Annotated in this window: 11 protein-coding genes; 2 read left to right on the forward strand and 9 right to left on the reverse strand. The window is 60.3% G+C overall.

The annotated features are described in order from the left end of the window. Positions 1 to 373 precede the first annotated feature (373 nt). Entirely contained in the window at positions 374 to 2,362 is a 1,989-nt protein-coding gene (locus tag JAB6_RS04580; RefSeq protein ID WP_254671468.1) for a sigma-54-dependent Fis family transcriptional regulator, read from the forward strand. A gap of 1 nt (position 2,363) precedes the next feature. Here JAB6_RS04580 and JAB6_RS04585 read toward each other — a convergent pair whose 3' ends face one another. The 7 genes from JAB6_RS04585 to JAB6_RS04615 all read right to left on the reverse strand — a co-directional run bounded on the left by JAB6_RS04585 (position 2,364) and on the right by JAB6_RS04615 (position 11,933). Beyond that, complete coding sequence (locus JAB6_RS04585) at positions 2,364 to 3,374, reverse strand: FAD:protein FMN transferase (RefSeq protein WP_070301565.1); 1,011 nt, start codon at positions 3,372 to 3,374, stop codon at positions 2,364 to 2,366. Next, entirely contained in the window at positions 3,364 to 5,466 is a 2,103-nt protein-coding gene (locus JAB6_RS04590) for a 4Fe-4S binding protein (RefSeq protein WP_254671471.1), read from the reverse strand. Before JAB6_RS04590 ends, JAB6_RS04585 begins: the two co-directional genes overlap by 11 nt. A 57-nt stretch (positions 5,467 to 5,523) precedes the next feature. Further along, positions 5,524 to 6,684 (reverse strand): porin, encoded by a 1,161-nt coding sequence (locus tag JAB6_RS04595; RefSeq protein ID WP_070301567.1) that lies wholly within the window; start codon positions 6,682 to 6,684, stop codon positions 5,524 to 5,526. Between the two features lie 287 nt (positions 6,685 to 6,971). Further along, a complete protein-coding gene (locus tag JAB6_RS04600; RefSeq protein WP_254671472.1) occupies positions 6,972 to 8,723 on the reverse strand; it encodes a PQQ-dependent methanol/ethanol family dehydrogenase in 1,752 nt (583 codons plus the stop codon). A gap of 36 nt (positions 8,724 to 8,759) precedes the next feature. After that, the gene (locus JAB6_RS04605; RefSeq protein ID WP_034756816.1) at positions 8,760 to 9,149 is read right to left on the reverse strand and encodes a DUF779 domain-containing protein; all 390 of its coding nucleotides are present in this window, start codon (positions 9,147 to 9,149) and stop codon (positions 8,760 to 8,762) included. 54 nt (positions 9,150 to 9,203) lie between these two features. After that, positions 9,204 to 10,724, reverse strand: coding sequence for an aldehyde dehydrogenase (gene adh, locus JAB6_RS04610; RefSeq protein ID WP_070301569.1), 1,521 nt, complete (start codon positions 10,722 to 10,724; stop codon positions 9,204 to 9,206). 252 nt (positions 10,725 to 10,976) lie between these two features. Further along, positions 10,977 to 11,933 carry a beta-propeller fold lactonase family protein gene (locus tag JAB6_RS04615; protein WP_070301570.1) on the reverse strand — a complete coding sequence of 319 codons (957 nt, stop codon included), beginning with the start codon at positions 11,931 to 11,933 and terminating at the stop codon, positions 10,977 to 10,979. A 204-nt stretch (positions 11,934 to 12,137) separates the two neighbouring features. Here JAB6_RS04615 and JAB6_RS04620 point away from each other — a divergent pair, with 204 nt between their 5' ends. Then, positions 12,138 to 14,276: a TonB-dependent receptor gene (locus JAB6_RS04620; RefSeq protein WP_070301571.1), complete on the forward strand. Its 2,139-nt coding sequence runs from the start codon at positions 12,138 to 12,140 to the stop codon at positions 14,274 to 14,276. Positions 14,277 to 14,438: 162 nt separating this feature from the next. On the opposite strand, the gene JAB6_RS04625 is transcribed toward JAB6_RS04620, so the two are convergent. Then, the gene (locus JAB6_RS04625; RefSeq protein ID WP_070301572.1) at positions 14,439 to 15,272 is read right to left on the reverse strand and encodes an ABC transporter substrate-binding protein; all 834 of its coding nucleotides are present in this window, start codon (positions 15,270 to 15,272) and stop codon (positions 14,439 to 14,441) included. A gap of 25 nt (positions 15,273 to 15,297) precedes the next feature. Next, positions 15,298 to 15,753 carry a cytochrome c-550 PedF gene (pedF, locus tag JAB6_RS04630; RefSeq protein WP_235194320.1) on the reverse strand — a complete coding sequence of 152 codons (456 nt, stop codon included), beginning with the start codon at positions 15,751 to 15,753 and terminating at the stop codon, positions 15,298 to 15,300. Between the last annotated feature and the right edge of the window lie 241 nt (positions 15,754 to 15,994).

Here is a 15,994-nt window from a genome sequence, read left to right on the forward strand (position 1 = left end):
ACAAAGCGTTGTGTTTGTCAGCTGCGAAGAAGGAAGAGTATGAAGCATTTCGCTACGTCCGTCAACTCCTTCTTTTTCTCTACTTTACTCAGCATTTGCATGCGTCGTTCAGCGAGGGGGCGAATTATAGCCCTGCCCCGCGCCCGCTGCAAGCGCTATTTTTCCGCCTTGCGAAACGGTCCCTGGCACCGCACTTGCTTATACAGGCCTATGCACTGTCCACTGATGAGAGCAACTCTGGGCCTGGCAGCAACACTGGGGATAGCCCGGTTCGCTTTGCTTTGCTCCCATCTGTGACAGGTGCTACATTATGGAACACTCTCGATATTCAAAAGAGCGCCGCAGTACAGGGCCCAACGGAGGCAACGAGATCATGTATCAACCGTCAGCTACTTACCGTAGCGCACCGTTTTCGTCCATCGCGGACGCGAACATCACACCGGCAGGACAGGACAACGTTCCCGTCATCATTGAAACGTCCCATCAGCGCTCAGTCGCCTTTGGCCTGTCTCCCACGGCCACGCCCGACTTTACGCCGGCGGGAAAATCCGACCTGTCCTTGCTGATCGAGCAAAACCGCTTGCTGCACACGCACGCGCTGCCCGCCATGGAAACCCTGTACCAGCAAATCGTCAACACCCACAATATGGTGATCTTGACGGATGCCAACGGCGTCATCGTGCACTCGCTGGGCGACGATGATTTTCTGGAAAAAGCCAACCGGGTCGCTTTGCAACCGGGCGTGGCATGGTCGGAACAAAGCCGCGGCACGAATGCCATCGGCACGGCCATCACGGAAAAAGTACCGACTTTGGTCCATGCGGACCAGCATTACCTGGCCGCCAATCATTTCCTCACGTGTTCCGCAGCGCCGATCACCGACCACAGGGGCAATGTCATCGGCGTGCTCGATGTCTCCAGCGACCAGCGCAGTTTCCACAAGCATACGATGGCTCTCGTGCGCATGTCGGCGCTGATGATCGAAAATCAGTTGTTTTCCGCCACCTTCGAAGACGCCATCACCGTGCACTTCCACGCGCGTCCTGAATTCATCGGGACCTTGATGGAAGGCATCGCCTCATTCACGCCGGGCGGCCGGTTCTTATCGGCCAACAAGAATGGCTTGTTCCAGCTGGGCCTGTCATTTGCCGCGCTGCAATCGCACACGTTCAGCTCCCTGTTCGGCTTGCCCGTGTCTGCCCTGTACGACCATTACCGCACGGCCTCGCCCGGTTTGCTGAACCTGTGCATGCACAGCGGCGTGCGCGTGTATGGGCGCGCGCAGTTGCGGTTAGCCAATAGTGCCTTCCAGCATGGCTTTGCTGCCAGCACCGACCATAGCGATATCAACGCCGCCCCGGCGCAGGTCCCCGCGCCGGCCAGCCATGCGGCCAACGCGGCACGCCGCCTGTCCGGCTTGCGCTACCTGCGCACGGGCGATCCGCAACTGGAACTGGTGATCGAAAAGGTCAACAAGGTATTGGGACGCGATATCCCCATCCTCGTCATGGGCGAAACGGGTACGGGCAAGGAATTGCTGGCACAAGCCATCCACAACGATTCGCCACGAGCCATGGGGCCGTTTATCGCCGTCAACTGCGCGTCGATCCCGGAAACCCTGATCGAGTCCGAACTGTTCGGCTATGAGGACGGGGCGTTTACAGGTGCGCGCAAGAAGGGCGCCATCGGCAAGATATTGCAAGCCAATGGCGGCACCCTGTTCCTCGATGAAATCGGCGACATGCCGTTTGGCTTGCAGGCGCGCCTGCTGCGCGTGTTGCAGGAACGTATGGTCACCCCGTTGGGCAGCAGCAAATCGATCACCGTCAATGTGGAACTCATTTGCGCCACGAATCACAACTTGCGCGAACGCATGGCCAAGGGGCTATTCCGCGAAGACTTGTATTACCGCCTGAATGGCCTGGTGGTCAAACTGCCGCCGCTGCGCGAACGCACGGACCTCGATACGGTCGTGAAAAAAATCCTCGCGACGGAAGCCCCCGATACGCGCTACACGGTGGCGCCGGACATCCTGCGCATGTTCCACCAGCATAAATGGCCGGGCAACTTCCGGCAGCTGACCAATCTGTTGCGCACAGCCATCGTCATGGCAGGCGACGAACACGAAATCTGTCTGCGCCACATGCCCGACGATTTCCTCGATGATATTGAAATGACGCAAGCGACTGCCGCCAGCGCCAGCACGGACCGGATGATCGCCGCCGGCGCCAACCTGGAAGAGATGGAGCAAAGCGTCATTCTCAAGTCGCTCGATGCCCACGGCGGCAACGTCTCGGCCACGGCGCGGGCCCTGGGCGTGTCGCGCAACACAATCTATCGCAAGGTGCCGCATCTGAAATAGCCTAGAGTAGCCGGGAAAAGCCGGGCGACATCTGGCGCCGGCCCTGCTTGTCGATGGTCATCAAGTCGACACCTTCCATCCGTACGGCCATCGCATGCGCACGCGCCGCGCCCGTCACCATGAAGGTTGTCGACAAGCCATCGGCCAGCAAGCCCGTGGGCGCCAGCACCGTCACGCTGGCCAGTTCACGCGGCGAATCGCCCTTCGAAGGGTCGAAGATGTGGTGATGCACGAAGTCCGGCGTGAACGTACATTCGTAATCGCCGGACGTGGCCACGCTGCGCCCTTCCACTTTCAAGGTGGCCGCGAGGATTTCTGCGTCGCGCGGGTCTTGGATGCCCAAGGTCCATGGCCGGCGCACGGAGCGCTGCCCGCGCGCAACGAATTCGCCCGTGTCCAGCAACGCGTGCCGTATGCCGCGCGCCTGCACGGCAGCCAGCGCCATGTCCGCAGCGTAACCTTGCGCCAGGCCATTCAAGGTCAGCGCCATGCCGGGCTGCAGGAAACGCACTTCGCGTTTGTCCCACGCCAATTGCCGCCAGCCGATCCGCGCCTGCGCTTTGCGCCGTAGTGCTTCCGCAGGCAAGCTGGCCTGGTCTGCCGCCGCGCGAAACAGCTGCCATAAAGGTTGCACCGTGACATCAAACGCCCCATCGCTCCATTGCGACAAGGTTTGCGCCTGCGCCAGCACGGCCAACAAATGAGCGTCCGGCCGGGCCAGGCGGCCGTCACGATTCAGCTGGAAGACTTGGCTGGCGGGACTGTAAATGCTCATCAGGCGGTCGATATTCCTGGCCGCGTGCAAGGCATCCTCGATGGCCAGTTCGGCCTGGCGCTGATCGTGGTGCAACACGGTGACGGCGATCGTCGTGCCAAACGCCAGCGCTGCGCCTTGATATGATCGCACGCCGGATGCCGTGGCCGTGCCGCGCGCCATACTGCCGGGCAAAGACAAGCCCGCCATGCCGGCCACGCTGCCTATCGCTGCGGAAATAAAGGTTCTACGCTGCATTGCTGCTCTCCTCTGCCGTGGCCCGGACAATGGGTATCGTGCGGGCACGCTTGATTTCCAGCATCAAGGGCGCGCATTTTTCATCGCTGGCGTAAATCACCACGCAATCCATGCACTGGAAACATTCACCGTAATCGACCTTCCCGCTTGGCGCGATGGCGTGATGTTCGCAACGGTGGCGGCAAGTCTGGCACGGCGTGCCACACTCCTTGCGGCGCGGAATCCAATTGAACAAGCGAAACCGTCCCAGCAGCGCCAGCGCCGCACCAAACGGGCACAGGTAACGGCAAAAGAATTTATAGGAAACACTGCTGAGCAGCAGCAAGCCCACGGCATACGCAACAAACGGCCAGGCGCGCACGAAGTTCAGGGTGATGGCCGTCTTGAACGGTTCCAGCTCGACCAGCTTGTCCGTGATCTGGCTGGAAAACAGGCTGCTGGAAAGGATGGCCAACAGCAAGCCATACTTGATCCATTTCAGACGCCCGTCGAGGCGCGGCTTGATCTTCCACTGAGGCAAGCGCAGCCACTGGCCCAGCTTGCCCGTGAATTCCTGCAGCGCTCCAAACGGGCACAGCCAGCCGCAAAACGTGCCACGCCCCCAGATCAGCAGACTGAGCAGCACGAACGCCCACAGGATCACCGTCATCGGATCGAACAGGAAAAAGCCCAGACTGCGCCCCGCCAGCAGCGCTTGGATGACGCCCGTGATATTGACGATCGACAACTGGCCCTGCGCGTAATAGCCGATGAAGCCAATGGTAAACAACAGGAACAGACGGCGGAACCATGCAAATTGGCGGCCATCGCGCACCAGCCGTTTCTGCCACGCCAAGGCGCCGGCCAGCAGCGCCAGCCCGGCCACCAATAGCAGCAACTCGGCCTTGCGTCCCTGCCACGTGCCACGCCACGTGGCATCGTCGCCTTGCGGCGCCGTATAGAACTCTGCCGGCAAGCGGTAGCTGACATCCACGTTGCGCGCGATGCGCTCCGGATACACGATGCCCTTGCTGCGCGTGATCGGCAGCGTGAACGCCAGCGGACTGGCCGCATCGAGTCCCGCCTGGCTGATGATGCGCAATGCGACGATATTTTCCGTCGGCAAGGAAGCCGTATCGGACAAGCTCAAGTCCAGGTCCAGGTCGCGCATGTCGATGGGCAAGCCATCCTGCTTCAGCAACAGCCGGTCGGGCACGGTGCCGCGCACGAAATCGTCGCCCAGCACGCTGTAGCGCCCGCGCGACATGATGAGGATGGCGTGGTCGCCCTCGTCGAGCCGGTTGCGCAATTTATTCCAACTGCGTTCCGTCAACAAATTGCGCCCCACCGTGGGAACAGAGACATACGCCAGATAGAGGTCGATGAACACGCCGTCCGGATCGCGCGCGGCTTCCGGTTCGAGCCCCGCGCCGGGACTGCCGGCAAACAAGGCTTCCACGTCCTTGTTGCTCAAGCGCACATGCTGGATCAAGCCTTGGTCGAGCATCTGCGCCACGCTGAGTTTCTCGAATACCTCCATGCGGATGCGGGCAATCTGGTCGGGGTCACGACCTTGCGCAAAACCGAGTTTTTTGCGCGACACTTTCAAGGCCGAGGCCAGCACGCTCTGGTTGATGATGCGCACGGAAGCCGTGGCCTTCGATACGCCATCGATATCGGCGTGGGTCGCATCCGGCGCGCGCTTGGTTCGCGCATCGATGGCGATATTCTGTTTCAGCGACAAGCCCTGGTACTGTTTGACGAACTGAAACAAGGGCGCTTCGCCCAAGCCGTCGAGAAACACGGGTTCGTGCTGCGACAGTACGGCGACATCGAGAAAACTGCCCTTCGGATCGATGGCGATCAGCAGATTGACGGGTACGCCGGAAAAGCCGGGAATGGGCGCCAGGTCCACCGACTCAAAAACGTAGCCGACCAGCTCTGTCGCCGTGGCGTTTTGGCGGAACAAGGGCCAGACGGGCAAATCGGTCTCCTTGTCGCCCACGACGATGGGCGCGGGAAAACGCCGCGCCAGCTCGGCCTTGGTGAGCACACCGGCCCAGGCCTGTCCGAGGATAAACAGGAATAGCCAGCAAGCTATGAACAAGCGCATTATCCGCATGCATGGTGCTCCGTGCGGCGCCCTGTCGCAAGGCGCCGCGTTGTTGAGTTAGAAGAAAATAATGCCGCCCAGGGACACGCCATTCATCTTCGCTTCGCCGCCGGCAAAACCTTTCGAGCGCGTCTGGCCCAGCTCGCCTACCAGGGTGATCGCGCTGTTGAGCGAGTAATACGCGCCCAGGGTCAGGTTGGCGTTCGACTTCAAGCCGCCCGTGCCGGCCGTGTTGTCGTCGTTCTTGCTGATGCCGTAGGACAAACCCAGCTTCAGCTTGTCCGTCGTTTTATACGTGCCTTGCAGCAGCCAGTTCTTCGATTTGGTATCGCCCTGGTCCGCATCGGACAAGATACCGAGCCCCTTGCCGCCCTGGAAGTTGACCAGTACGCTAGCCGGGCCCATCTGGTACGAGCCACCCACTTCCACGCCGCGCATGGTCAGGTCATCGACTCCTGGCGTTTTCGAGGTGAATTTTTGCGACTTCACGCCGAGCCACGCCTTCAACCCTTCCTGCGCATACGTCAGCTGCGCCTGCACTTGCGGACTCGACTTCGAAGAATAGGTCGAGCCTGCCACGATGGGCGTATCGGAGACCGGACTGACCAGCGCCACATCGACGCCAACGCCACCCGACTTCGGCGAGCTGTACATGATCTGGCCATAGTTGCCCAGATAGGTATAGCCGGCGCCGATATGGCCCAGGGTCACGCGGCCACGCTGCGTCGCCTGCACGGGTGCGCCCGAACCCAGCAAGGTCATGTCGGACAAAATCGCGTTCGCGCCGAAGATGCCATAGTCGCGGCCCAGCTTGAAGGTGCCCATCTGCTCATTGCCAAACGTGAAGAAGGCTTGGCGCACGTCGACCACGCTGTTCTGGCTGATGGCGCTGTCCGTGGCCGTCGAGTTGTAGATGCCGATCAAGGCTTTCACGTCGTACTCGCCCAGCCTCGAGCTCGCCGAGGTGATCAAGCCGTTGGGCAGCAAGCCGTTGCCGATGGTGGTGCGGTCCTTCTCTCCGCCGCAACCGAGCGCCTGGCCGCCCAGCGCCAGCCCGCCCACCGCATCGCCCGAACACGACACTTGCGTGTAGTAGGCGTTGACGATGCCGCCCACCGACACGGTCCAGTCGCCAGCCTTGATATCGACGGCTTGCGCCTGTCCCACCGCTGCGATTGTCATGACACCGAGGCTCCCCAGCTTGATCCATGTGTTCATTTCTTCTCCTCTTTCTTCTCTGTTTTTAGTGTGCACACCAGTGATTGATGTACCTCAAGCTTTGGCAATAAGCGTGCCCAGCAAGCCTCAGAGGGAGAAAGAAAAAAAGCGTATTGAACGTGTGCAGCGGCGGATCAATCGCCACTGACAGTGTTCATTTTTTGACCGCAAGTATGCGTATCGGCCATCTAGGTAAACAAAAAACTGACGGCCTGGGCCGTCAGCAAAAAGAAAGCACCTGGCGGACAGGGAGACACCCATCCGTGTGGCCCGGGTGCTTCACCCCATTACTTCGATGCCAGCTTGAAGACCCACACGGAACCGCCCTGTTCCAGGAAGTTGACCTTCTTCGCCACTTCGCCGCCCCACAGCGGCACCGCGCCACCCCAGCCGGAAACGACGGCCACATATTGCGTGTCGCCATCCTGCCACGTGACGGGCGGCGCCACGACGCCCGAGCCCGTCTGAAATTTCCACAGCTCCTTGCCCGTCTTCGCATCGACGGCTTTCAGGAAACCTTCCGGCGTGCCGTAGAACACCAGGTTACCGGCCGTACTCATCACACCACCCCACAGCGGCGCGTTGTTCTTGATTTCCCAGACGATCTTGCCCGTCTTCGGATCGACGGCGCGCATGGCGCCGATGTAGTCGTCAAACAGGGGCTTGATGGTGAAGCCCGCGCCGAGGAAAGCGCCGCCCTTCTTGTAGCTGATCGGCTCGTTCCAGATATCCATGCCCCATTCGTTCGCCGGCACATAGAACAGCTTGGTTTGCGGCGAGTAGGCCATCGGCATCTGGTTTTTGGCGCCGAGGAAAGCCGGTGCGGCAAACACGGTCGTGCCCTTCTTGCCTTCCTCTCCCTTGGTCGGGTCGCCGGGGCGGCCGGCGGCGATGAAGTTGGGCCGGCCCGTCTTCAGGTCGATGCTGCTGGCCCAGGTGATTTTCTTCACAAACGGGAAGGCGTTCTGCAGCTTGCCCGTGTTGGCGTCAATCACATAGAAGAAACCGTTGCGGTCGGCCTTGCCGCCGTAGCGCTTGCCATCCATGTCGAAGGTGACGAATTCGTTGGCGCCGTCAAAATCCCAGGCGTCGTTCGGCGTGTTTTGATACGCCCACTTGATCTGGCCCGTTTTCACGTCCAGCGCCACGGTGGACGACGAATACAGATTGTCGCCGGGACGCAAGTGGCTGTTCCATGGCGCCGGGTTGCCGGTGCCAAAGTAGGCAAGCTTGGTTTGCGGATCGTAGGTGCCGCCCATCCACGTCGAGGCACCGCCCGTTTTCCACAGGTCGCCGGGCCAGGTCTTGTTCGCGGTGCCGGACACGCCATTGTCAATCGCCTTGCCATCCTTGTCGTAGCGGTGGCCCATGTGGCCCTCTACCGTCGGACGGCTCCACACGAGGTCGCCCGTCATGGGGTTGCGCGCTTCGACCCGCCCCACGATGCCGAATTCGCCACCCGACACGCCCGTCAGCAGCAAGCCTTCGGCGATCAGCGGCGCGGCCGTCATCGAGTAGCCGGCTGCATAATCGTCGACTTTCTCTTTCCAGACGATCTTGCCCGTGTTCTGGTCCAGCGCCACCAGGTAGGCGTCGAGCGTGCCGAAAATCACCAGGTTGCCGTACAGGGCCGCACCACGGTTGACCACGTCGCAGCAGGGCATGATGCCGTCTGGCAAGCGATGCTCGTACTTCCACAGCTTGGCGCCCGTTTTCAAGTCGACGGCAAAGATGCGCGAATACGATGCCGTGACGAACATCTTGCCGTTATGAATCAGCGGCTGCGATTCCTGGCCACGCTGTTTTTCGCCGCCAAACGAGAACGACCAGGCCGGCACCAGCTTGGCCACGGTCTTGTCATTGATCTGCGTTAACGGCGAATAGCGCTGGCCCTGCGTGCCCATGCCGAACGACAGGACGCTGGCTGGATTCTTCGCCGTGCTGTCGAGCATGGCATTGGTGACATTGCCCACGTCAGCCGCCTGGGCCAGCGATGCCAAACCCAAACCGACGAGTATCCCCATAATTTTTTTCTGCACAATCATCTCCCTCTGTTTTATTAGTATGTGTGTGTATCAAGTCTTGCGGTGCTCATGCGGCTGGGCATGCAGCAAGGCGCACTCTTCATCGGTGAACAGGCGCGAACGCGTCAAGAAGCGCTTGCCCGTGCCGTTGTCGAGTGAAAACATGCCGCCATTGCCATCGACCACATCGATAATCAACTGGGTATGCTCCCAGTACTCGAATTGCTCGAGTCCCATGTAGAACGGTGTACCATTCAAATTGCCGAGATAGATGTCGGTATCGCTGACATCGAACTCGCCCAGCGCATAGCACATGGGCGCGCTGCCGTCGCAGCAACCGCCCGACTGGAAAAACATCAGCGGGCCGTGACGCTGGCGCAACTTGTCCATCATTTCCAGCGCCGCATCGGTGGCGACCACCCGGGCAATTGCTGCACTCATGGCATCCCTTTCTGCGCGCCGCGCCTGGACGACAGGCGCGGCGCGTGTACCGGTTTAGAAGAAGCCCAGCGCTTTCGGGCTATAGCTCACCAGCAAGTTCTTCGTTTGCTGGTAGTGATCGAGCATCATCTTGTGGTTTTCGCGGCCGATACCCGATTGCTTGTAGCCGCCGAACGCGGCATGGGCTGGATACAGGTGGTAGCAATTGGTCCACACGCGGCCCGCCTGGATGGCGCGTCCCATGCGGAAGGCGCGCGAACCATCGCGCGTCCATAAGCCGGCGCCCAGGCCGTACAAGGTATCGTTGGCAATCGCCAGCGCGTCGGCCTCATCCTTGAAAGTGGTCACGGACACGACCGGTCCAAAAATCTCTTCCTGGAAAATGCGCATCTTGTTGTTGCCCTTGAACACGGTCGGACGCACGTAGTAGCCGCCTTCCAGATCGCCCGCCTGCGTGTTGCGCTCGCCGCCGGCCAGCACTTCGGCGCCTTCCTGGCGGCCGATGTCGAGATAGGACAGGATTTTTTCCAGCTGCTCCTGCGACGCCTGCGCGCCGATCATGGTGGACGAGTCGAGCGGATTGCCCTGCTTGATGGCGGCCACGCGCTTCAAGGCACGTTCGATGAATTTTTCGTAGATCGATTCCTGGATCAGCACGCGCGATGGGCAGGTGCAGACTTCGCCCTGGTTCAGCGCGAACATGGCAAAACCTTCCAGGCACTTGTCGAAATAATCATCGTCGGCATCCATCACGTCTTCAAAGAAGATGTTCGGCGACTTGCCGCCCAGCTCCAGGGTGACGGGAATCAGGTTTTGCGCGGCATAGCCCATGATCAGGCGGCCCGTGCCCGTTTCGCCCGTGAAGGCGATCTTGGCGATGCGCTTGCTCGACGCCAGCGGCTTGCCCGCTTCCAGGCCGAAACCATTGATGATGTTCAGCACGCCCGGCGGCAGCAAATCGCCGATCAGCTCGATCAACACCATGATGGACGCCGGCGTCTGCTCGGCCGGTTTGAGCACGACGCAATTGCCGGCGGCCAGGGCTGGCGCCAGTTTCCACACAGCCATCAGAATCGGGAAATTCCACGGAATGATCTGGCCCACGACGCCGAGCGGCTCGTGGTAGTGGTAGGCATAGGTTTCCGCATCGATTTGCGCGACGGAACCTTCTTGCGCGCGGATGCAGCCGGCGAAATAACGGAAATGGTCGATGGCCAGCGGGATGTCGGCGTTCATCGTTTCGCGGATCGGCTTGCCATTGTCGATGGTTTCCGCCGTGGCGATCAGGCTCAGGTTCTGTTCGATGCGGTCGGCGATGCGGTTCAGGATATTGGCGCGCTCGGCAGGCGACGTCTTGCCCCAGGCATCCTTGGCGGCATGGGCGGCGTCCAAGGCCAGCTCGACATCTTCCGCCGTGGAACGGGCGATTTCGCAAAATGGCAAGCCCGTGATCGGTGTGATGTTAGGAAAGTATTCACCTTTTACCGGGGCAACGAATTTGCCGCCGATGTAATTGTCATAGCGTTGTTTGAAGGGATTGGCTACGCCCAGTTTGCTGATGTCTGCGAGATTCATGTCGTCCTCTATCGGGTTAATTAGAATGGAATTGCTGTAATTAAAATCAAACGTCCTGGTACAGATGGGGTGAGTACACGGAGTCTTCCGCAAATGCCGTGCCAGCTCGGCATCCCACTACAAACTTAGCCGCTTTTACCCTTGTTACAAGGGCCTAGCGTCAATACCGGTGTGCTTTTCAGCGCATGCCCGGGCTTGAGCCGCTGCACAATGGAACAGGTGTACCAGACTGGAACACCTGTTCCTGTGCCATTAACGAATCACCACGCCCCATGGCAATTCACCTACAGCAATATCGGCCACCTTGCGCGCGCTGGCCGTGTCGATGACGGAAACGCTGTTCGAACGGCCATTGGCCACGTACAGCTTGGCGCCATCGGGCGTGATGGCCATGTTCCACGGGCGCTTGCCGACGGGAATGGTGGCCGTGACCTCGTTGCTGGCCGTGTCGATCACCATCACCGTGCCATCGATACCGTTCGAGACATACACCTGCTTGCCGCTGGGATGGACCACGATGCCGTTTGCATTCTTGCCAGCGGGAATGGTGGCGATGGCCTTGCGCGCGGCCATGTCGATGACGTAGACGGCATTGACCAGTTCGCACGCCACGTAGGCGCGGCCCGAGTCCGGACTGAAACCGATGCCGCGCGGGCGCAATCCCACGGCGATGGACGCCACCTGGCGGCGTTGCACCACATCAATGACATCGACTTGTTCAGCCTCTTCCGCGCTGACCAGCAGCCAGCGCCCATCGGGGCTGAAAACGGCATGTTCCGGATTGCGTCCATGCACCTTGATATCGGCGAGCAAGACGCCCGTCTGCCCATCGAGCAAGGCCACGCTATTGTTTTCCTCGACGGCCACGGCCACGTAATGACCGTCTTGCGAAGCGCTGACGCCTTCGGGCGACTTGCCCAGCGCCACCGTGCGCAGGGGGGCGCCGCCAGCGTTATCGATCAGCAGCAAGGCGCTGCTGGCCGCATCCGTGACAAACAATTGCCGCCCGGTGGGGTCGGCGGCGATGCCGCGCGGACGCTTGCCGGCTGCAATCTGGCGCACGACCTGGTCGGTCGCCGTGTCGATCACGCTCAAGGTGCCCGATTTTTCATTGGGAACATAGGCAAATGGAGCAGCCTGGAGGGCGCTGCTGGCGAGCGCAGGCAGCAGCCAGCACACTTGGCGCAAGCGCGAGAAGAAGTTGGGCATAATCACCTTTCGATGGCAAAACACAGGAAAAGCGCGCGGCATCGGCGCATCTGAACATTGCTGTATGCAAACGCCATGCCACTGACACGCGTATAATTTCAGCCCACCAATGGAGACATGGCAGGCATATTGCTTGATACAACGATGCAGACCTGCGCCGCGCACGCGACCAAAGCAGGCTTTTATTCACATTGGAGAATCCGCATGCAGCACCGTTTCCGCCTGAACACCATCGCCAGCCTGTTTGTCGCCGGCAGCGCTACCCTCGCCCCTCACGTCTTTGCCGCCGAGGCAGCTGATCTGGCCGCCGGGCAACTCATGGATACGGTGGTCGTCAGCGGCAGCCGCATCGCCCATCCAAGCCAGGAAGTGCCGGCCTCGATCGACGTCGTCGACAGCGCCCGCATCCAGGATGGCCAAATCCGCGTCAACGCGTCAGAAGCGCTGGCCGCCGTGCCGGGCCTGGTCGTGCAAAACCGCCAGAACTATGCGCAAGACTTGCAAATCTCGTCGCGCGGCTTCGGCGCACGCTCGGCCTTTGGCGTGCGCGGCGTCAAACTGATCAGCGATGGCATTCCTGCCAGCATGCCCGACGGCCAAGGCCAGGCCGCCACCTTCAACCTCGATACGGCCGAGCGCATCGAAGTGCTGCGCGGACCGTTTTCTGCCATCTACGGCAACCACTCGGGCGGCGTGATCCAGCTGTTTTCCAAGGATGGGCAAAATCCTCCATCCGTCGAATTAAATGTGGTGGGCGGCAGCTACGGCACCAACAAAGTGGACTTGACGGCGCAAGGCCAGGCAGGCGGCATCGGCTACGTGCTCGACGGCTCGCGCTTCCGCACGGACGGTTTCCGCGACCACAGCGCCGCCACGCGCGAACAGGCGTTCGGCAAGATCACCGTCAAGCCCAATGCGGACAGCAAGCTGACCATCGTTGCCAACAGCCTGCACCAAGGCAACACGCAAGATCCGCTGGGCGCCACCTGGGCCACGTTTGCCCGCGACCCGCGCGCTGGCGAAACCGATGCGAACGACACGCAAAACCCGAAGCGCACCCTGGCCGAGCGCTACAACACGCGCAAGAGCATCGACCACCAGCAAATCGGCGCCACCTATGAACAGTCGTTCGGCGACGACCGCCTGCATGTGATGGTGTATGGCGGCAACCGCGACGTGATCCAGTACCAGGCTTTTACCAAAGGCTTCCAGGCACCGCCCAGCCATTCAGGCGGCGTGGTCGACTTCCAGCGTGAGTTCTACGGCATCGATACCAACTGGCTGCACGTGAACCAGTTGGCCGGCGGCAAGCTGAGCACCACCATCGGCATCGATTACGGCCGCTCCAGCGATGACCGCACCGGCTATGAAAATTACATCGGCAACACGTTTGGCGTGAAAGGCAAGCTGCGCCGCGACGAGCAGAATGTCGTCTCCAGCCTCGATCCCTATATCCAGGCGGAATGGCAAAGCGGCCCATGGCTGCTGAGCGCAGGTGTGCGCTACAGCAAGATGAAAGTGTTGGTGAACGACCGCTATCTCAGCAATGGGAACGACAGCGGCAGCCTCGAGTTCAGCCACACGACACCGGTGCTGGGTCTGCTGTATAAACTGACGCCGAACGTCAACGTGTACGCCAGCGCCGCGCGCGGCTTCGAAGCGCCTACCTTGAATGAACTGTTTTACTCGGGCACGGGTGGCGGCTTCAATTACCAGCTGAAACCGGCCACCAGCACCAACCTGGAAGCGGGTATCAAGGCGAGGATCGCCAACAACACCCACGTAAACGCGGCCGTGTTCCAGATCAAGACCAACGACGAACTGGTAGTCGACAAGTCCAGCGGCGGGCGCACCAGCTATCGCAATGCAGGTAAAACCTTGCGCCAAGGTATGGAAGTGTCGCTGGAATCCAGCCTGCCATATGGTTTCACGGCAAAAGTAGCACTGACCAGCCTGCACGCCGTGTATGACCAGGCGTTTGGCAGCGTACGCGAAGGCAGCCGTTTGCCTGGCGTGCCCAGCGCCAACCTGTTCGCGGAACTGGCGTGGAAAGATACGCTCGACCGCTTTGGCGCGGCGCTGGAAAGCGTGGCCAGCAACCAGGTCTACGCGGAAGACAGCAACATCGAAAAACCGGCGCCCGGCTACACGGTGTTCAATGCGCGCTTCAACGCCAAGCAAAACGTGGGGAACTGGCGCTTCAAGGAATTTGCCCGCCTGAACAATCTTTTCGACAAGACCTACGTGGGCTCCGTCATCGTCGGCGACAGCAACAAGCGCTACTATGAAGCGGCGCCAGGACGTAACTGGCTGCTGGGTGTCAGCGCCCAATACTCGTTTTAAGAACACCTGAGAAAAAGTCCATGGCCGCGTTGCATTGCCTGGTCGTACTATTCGTACTGCCTGCGGCAATGCGCCTTGCCCTGAACATTTTTCAGGCGTTCTTATGACAATAAAGCCCGCACATCTTCCGATGCGCGGGCTTTAAAACCAGAGCAAGCTACTTCAGGGCCGCGCTTCCTTCACGCCATACTTTTCAAAGATGGTTTTCAGTTCGCCGCTGGCCGCCATCTCGTTCATGGCTGCCAGCAGCAACTTGGCCACGTCGAGCTGTTGCTTGCTGACGGCCAGGCCCACGGCCCAGCCTGCACGCGGCAAGCGGGCGAACGCCACTTCGCTCAAGGGGAAAGCGGGATCGCTCTTCAGCACCGATTCGATTTCCGAACGGTTGGCCAGCACGGCGTCGAGCTTGCCCGCCTGCAATTGCTGCAAGGCTTCCGCTGCCGTATCGAAGATGCGCACGTCGTCGCGGTATTTGCCATTGTCTTCGCCCAACATCAGCATGGCCGCGATCGACACCTTTTCCACGCCGATACGCTTGCCGGCCAGCGAAGCGACGCCGTCGAATTGCGGCACGGATTGCGCGCTGCGCACCAGGCGCACGGTTTCCACGTAGTACGGTGCGAAGATCTCGACCTTGTCGTTATCCGCCATCAACTTCTTGTCGACTGGCACATGCAGCATCACGTCGGCGGGGCCATAACCGAGGTAATGCCCCTTCCACACCATATTGCGCAAATCGTCGTTCAGATTTTCGCCGGCGGGAAATGGCAGCAAACTCAGTTTCAGCCCCAGCTTTTTCGCCAGCGCTTCGGCGATGTCGATATCGATCCCTATACCCTTGTCGGAAAACGGCGCGAACTCGTTATATACAGCCACTTTCAGGCTGCCCGACTGCTGCACTTTCTGCCAGTCGGCGTGCGCCGGCGCGGCTGCGCACAGCGCCAGGCAAGCGAGCGAGATCATCGCGCGCACGCCCCGGAGTTGATATGAACGCATGGGACTCCTTCGTGATCAGTGTGGCTTAGTTGGATTCGCGGCGCGTTTCCAGATAGGTCTTGATGGCCCACATGGCTTCCTGGTTGAACACGCCTTCGAACGGCGGCATGTACACGGCGCCATTGCGCACTTTACCGTGACGGATGGTGGTCAGGTAGTAATTGTCCGTCTCCTTGTAGCAAGCCTGTTTCTTTGTCTCATTCTTGATACCGAAGCAATCGCGGTCCAGCTGGCGCAAGTCCGGCGCGATACCTCCCGAGATGGCTTCGATGCCGTGGCAGCGGGCGCAATTCTGGTTGTAGGCCGAGGTGCCGACCGTCAGAGCCAGCTTGTTGCCGCGATACGGGTTTTGCTCGAGCCACTTGTCGCCCACCTTCGGCAAGCCCGTGGTGTCGACGCCTTGCGGCGTGACATTGCCGTGCGCATAGGCATGCGGCAAGGTCAGCAGGGAAGTGAGGGCAACGGCGCCGGCGGCCGCCATGCCGAGCAGGGTACGAATCGAATAGGTCATGCTGGTCTCCTTGGTTTTTTAGTGAATATCCAAGAAGAGCAAATGCCATGCCATGCGTATATGCCCCGCATCCGGCCACCCATGTATCAATTTGGAACAGCTGCAACACGTATTTGTGTCACCGCGCGCGTCAGCACACAGCGCCCAACAAACTATCAGACGTAAAAAAACCCCAACCAGATCACCGGAAGGGGTTTTTTCGAATAACAAG

The sequence above is a fragment of the Janthinobacterium sp. HH104 genome (genome assembly GCF_001758715.1).
In the GTDB taxonomy this organism is placed as follows: domain Bacteria; phylum Pseudomonadota; class Gammaproteobacteria; order Burkholderiales; family Burkholderiaceae_D; genus Janthinobacterium; species Janthinobacterium aestuarii.